The sequence below is a fragment of the Candidatus Infernicultor aquiphilus genome, assembly GCF_002784285.1.
In the GTDB taxonomy this organism is placed as follows: domain Bacteria; phylum Atribacterota; class Phoenicimicrobiia; order Phoenicimicrobiales; family Phoenicimicrobiaceae; genus Infernicultor; species Infernicultor aquiphilus.
The window spans coordinates 1-3,714 of sequence record NZ_PFKO01000194.1 but is presented as its reverse complement, the minus strand read 5'-3'; the positions used below and the strand labels follow the sequence as shown (position 1 = coordinate 3,714).

General features: G+C 36.3%; 6 protein-coding genes. All 6 read left to right on the top strand.

Translation table 11 applies throughout. The annotated features are described in order from the left end of the window. Positions 1-13: 13 nt before the first annotated feature. From COZ07_RS05170 to COZ07_RS05145, 6 genes are read left to right on the top strand one after another with little or no spacing between them, the layout of a single operon-like run. The gene (locus tag COZ07_RS05170; RefSeq protein ID WP_406607514.1) at positions 14-166 is read left to right on the top strand and encodes a laccase domain-containing protein; all 153 of its coding nucleotides are present in this window, start codon (positions 14-16) and stop codon (positions 164-166) included. Continuing rightward, a complete protein-coding gene (locus tag COZ07_RS05165) occupies positions 132-437 on the top strand; it encodes a (2Fe-2S)-binding protein (RefSeq protein ID WP_406607512.1) in 306 nt (101 codons plus the stop codon). Before COZ07_RS05170 ends, COZ07_RS05165 begins: the two co-directional genes overlap by 35 nt. Beyond that, complete coding sequence (locus COZ07_RS05160) at positions 434-1,537, top strand: NAD(P)/FAD-dependent oxidoreductase (RefSeq protein WP_406607511.1); 1,104 nt, start codon at positions 434-436, stop codon at positions 1,535-1,537. The genes COZ07_RS05165 and COZ07_RS05160 overlap by 4 nt, the downstream gene beginning before the upstream one ends. Beyond that, positions 1,537-2,034 (top strand): 4Fe-4S binding protein, encoded by a 498-nt coding sequence (locus tag COZ07_RS05155; protein WP_406607510.1) that lies wholly within the window; start codon positions 1,537-1,539, stop codon positions 2,032-2,034. Before COZ07_RS05160 ends, COZ07_RS05155 begins: the two co-directional genes overlap by 1 nt. After that, the gene (locus COZ07_RS05150) at positions 2,024-2,296 is read left to right on the top strand and encodes a (2Fe-2S)-binding protein (RefSeq protein WP_406607509.1); all 273 of its coding nucleotides are present in this window, start codon (positions 2,024-2,026) and stop codon (positions 2,294-2,296) included. Before COZ07_RS05155 ends, COZ07_RS05150 begins: the two co-directional genes overlap by 11 nt. Further along, positions 2,289-3,431, top strand: a complete 1,143-nt coding sequence (locus COZ07_RS05145; RefSeq protein ID WP_406607513.1) for an FAD-binding oxidoreductase — start codon at positions 2,289-2,291, stop codon at positions 3,429-3,431. Before COZ07_RS05150 ends, COZ07_RS05145 begins: the two co-directional genes overlap by 8 nt. Positions 3,432-3,714: the final 283 nt, after the last annotated feature.

Genomic DNA, 3,714 nt, shown 5'->3' with positions numbered 1-3,714 from the left:
AGAGGAAAAGAATATTTTTGTTAATGAAATTTGTACTGCCGATCATCCTGAACTTTTCTTCTCTTATCGGAGAGACAAGGGCAATACTGGGCGTATGGCGGCAATTTTTATGCTAAAAAAAGGAGGGGAGTGTGCGAATAAAAGAGCACCCTATTCTGGAATTTAGTCCAGGTAAAAAAGTTAAATTTACTTTAGACCGGATAGAAATGGAAGGTTATGAAGGAGAGCCTATTGCTTCTGCCTTGGTTGCTGCTGGAGTAAAAGTGTTGAGCAGAAGTATTAAGTATCACCGACCCCGGGGATTCTTTTGTGCGATAGGTAAGTGCTCCTCCTGCCTGATGAAAGTAAATGGCATTCCTAATGTAAGGACTTGTGTAACTAAATTAGAAGAAGGGATGAATATAGAGATCCAAAAAGGAAAAGGTGATTTCAATTGAAGAAGACTAATCTGGCTATAATTGGAGGAGGTCCAGCAGGATTATCAGCAGCAATTTGTGCTGCCTCTTCAGGAGCAAAAATAACCCTTATTGATGATAGTTTAGAATTAGGGGGGCAATTGATAAAACAAACCCATAAATTTTTTGGTTCTAAGAAACAATTTGCTGGGATTAGGGGCATAGAAATTGCTAAAAATTTACTACAAGAAATTAAAAAATATAAGAATATTGAACTAATTGGTAATGCCACGGTAACCGGATATTATGAAGATGGTATTCTAACTATTGTCCAGGGTAGTAATGGTGATATATTTATTAAATTACTACCGGATAGAATTATTGTAGCCACTGGAGCTTCGGAAAATATGTTGACTTTTGTGAATAATGATCTACCAGGAGTATATGGGGCGGGGGCAGTGCAAACCTTAATGAATCTTTATGGAGTAGTCCCGGGTAATAATGTCTTAATGGTAGGAGCAGGAAATATTGGTTTAATTGTTAGCTATCAACTCCTGCAAGCAGGTATTAAGGTGGAAGCAATCGTGGAAGCCCTTCCCAGGATAGGCGGATACCTGGTACATGCCTCCAAGATTAGACGTTTGGGAGTACCAATTTATACTTCCCATTCCTTAAAAGAGGTCTACGGTAATGATGGTGTAGAAAAAGCGGTAATTAGTGAAATTAATAAAGATTTTGAATTTATTCCGGGAACAGAAAAAGAACTTAAAGTAGACACTGTCTGTTTAGCAGTTGGCTTATCTCCGCTCTCTGATTTACTCTGGCAGGCCGGTTGTCAGATGAAATATATTGCTGAACTCGGCGGATATGTAGCTTTAAGAGATGATCATATGAAATCAAGTTTAGATAATATTTATATTGCAGGGGATGTAGCTGGCATTGAAGAAGCCAGTAGTGCTATGTTAGAGGGAAAAATTGCTGGGTTAAATGCGGCAGTGAGTTTAGGATATAGAGTTGATAATTTTTTAGAACTAAACAGAAACTTAAGAAAAGAGTTAGAAGAATTACGAGCTAATCCTTTAAGTGAAAAGGTAAAAATAGGCTTAGAAAAAGCTTTGCTTAAGAGGGAAGTGGATCAATAATGTTAGAAAAAACTGGTCTTCCCACCGATGATGATTTAAAAAAAGTAATTCCGGATAAAGAAAGATTAGCTAAAGGAGCAGTAGTTATCATAGAATGCTTTCAGAAGATACCTTGTGATCCTTGTGCTATATCGTGCCAGTTTGGAGCAATAAAACCATTTAAAGATATAAATGATTTACCTCAAGTCGATTTTAATAAATGTACTGGTTGCGGGATTTGTATTAGTGCTTGCCCAGGTTTGGCTATATTTGTAATAGATAATAACTATTCAGAAAATAAAGCCTTAATTAAGTTACCTTATGAAATGCTTCCTCTACCCGAAAAAGGGAAAGAGGTTTATGCTTTAGATAGAGCGGGAAAGATAGTGAGTAAAGCAAAAGTAGTAAGAGTCCAAAAGATTAAAAATAAGACCAATATAATTTCTATATCAGTTCACAAAAATATGGCTATGAAGGTTAGAAGTATAAAAGTGGAGGACAAAAAGAATGAAGGATGATACCATAATTTGCCGCTGTGAAGATGTCACCTGGGGAGAAATAAGACAAGCTTTAGAAAAAGGATATACTAGTCTCGATGAAATTAAAAGAATTACTCGAGCCGGAATGGGAAGATGTCAGGGTAATACTTGTCATCAGATTATCTTAAGAGAAATTGCTAAATTTTGTAATAAAAAAATAGAGGAGTTGTCCATATCTACTTTTAGGCCTCCTACTAAACCAATTAAATTAGGAACTCTGGCCGGTGATAATGATGATTAAAAAAGCAGATCTAGTTATTATTGGTGGAGGGGTAGTTGGTTGTAGCGTTGCTTATAATTTAGCTAAATTGGGAGCTAAAAATATAATATTATTGGAAAAAAATACTCTAGCCAGTGGTTCTACCGGTAGATGTGGAGCAGGGATTAGACAGCAATTTGGAACTAAGATGAATTGTATCCTGGCTCGGGAGAGTATTAAAATTTTTGAGAATTTAAGTCAAGAACTGGAATATGATATTGAACTTAATCAAGGTGGATATCTTATCTTGGCTTATACCGAAAAAGAGGTGAACCAGTTTAAGAAAAACGTAGCCTTAGAACAATCTTTAAATATTAAGGCCAGGTTCATAACGGTTGAGGAAGCGAAAGAGATTGTCCCTCCTCTAAATACAGAAGGTATATTAGCTGCCACCTTTTGTCCTACCGATGGTCATGCCAATCCTTTTAAAACCAATTTTGCTTATGCGGAAGCTGCAGAGAGGTTAGGGGTAAAGATATATACCTTTACTGAGGTAAAAGAGATTGAAACGGAAAACCATAAGATAGTTGCCGTTAATACAGATAAAGGAAAGTTGTTAACTCCTATGGTAGTAAATGCAGCTGGTGGATATTCGGGAATAATTGGGAAAATGGTAGGAGTTGATATCCCGGTCTATTCTCAGAGACATCAAATCCTAATTACTGAACCGATTGACCCTCTATTCAGACCGATGTTGATGTCTTTCTCTCGCAATTTTTACGGTCAGCAGACCCCTCATGGTAGTATAATAATGGGCTTTGGCGATCCTAATGAACGAAAAGATGGCGATATAGGATCGAGCTGGCAATTTGCTCAAGAAATGGCTCAAAAGATGACTGCGGTGCTGCCTTTATTAAAAGAGGTGAGTATGGTTAGACAATGGGCCGGATTATATAATATGAGCCCAGATGCTCAGCCAATCTTGGGTGAACACCCCCAAATTGAAGGTTTTTACATGGCTTTAGGGTTTAGTGGGCACGGATTTATGTTAGCTCCGATAACCAGTAAACTAATTGCAGAATTGATATTGAAGAGAAAGACGTCTCTCCCTATAGATAAGTTGGATATTGGAAGATTCGAACGGGGGGAATTAATTATTGAACCTTCAGTAGTATAAAAAAGTCAAATAAAAAAATAATAAATTAATTTTATAATTTTTCTTAATAAAAGAAGGATTTTTTAATTTTTTGTAGAAGCATATAAATAAGGATAAAATAAAATATTTTTACCAATAATAATCTAAAATTCAATTAAATGGATGAAGTATTTAGAAAGACTTATTTTATGGTTGTCCCCCAAAAAGTAAGCAAACCTGTCCTCGACCTGATCGGGGAATGGTAATGTAGGGGTCGGATTTATCCGACCCGTTATTCAGACTGTGTCATAAATAATTATATTTA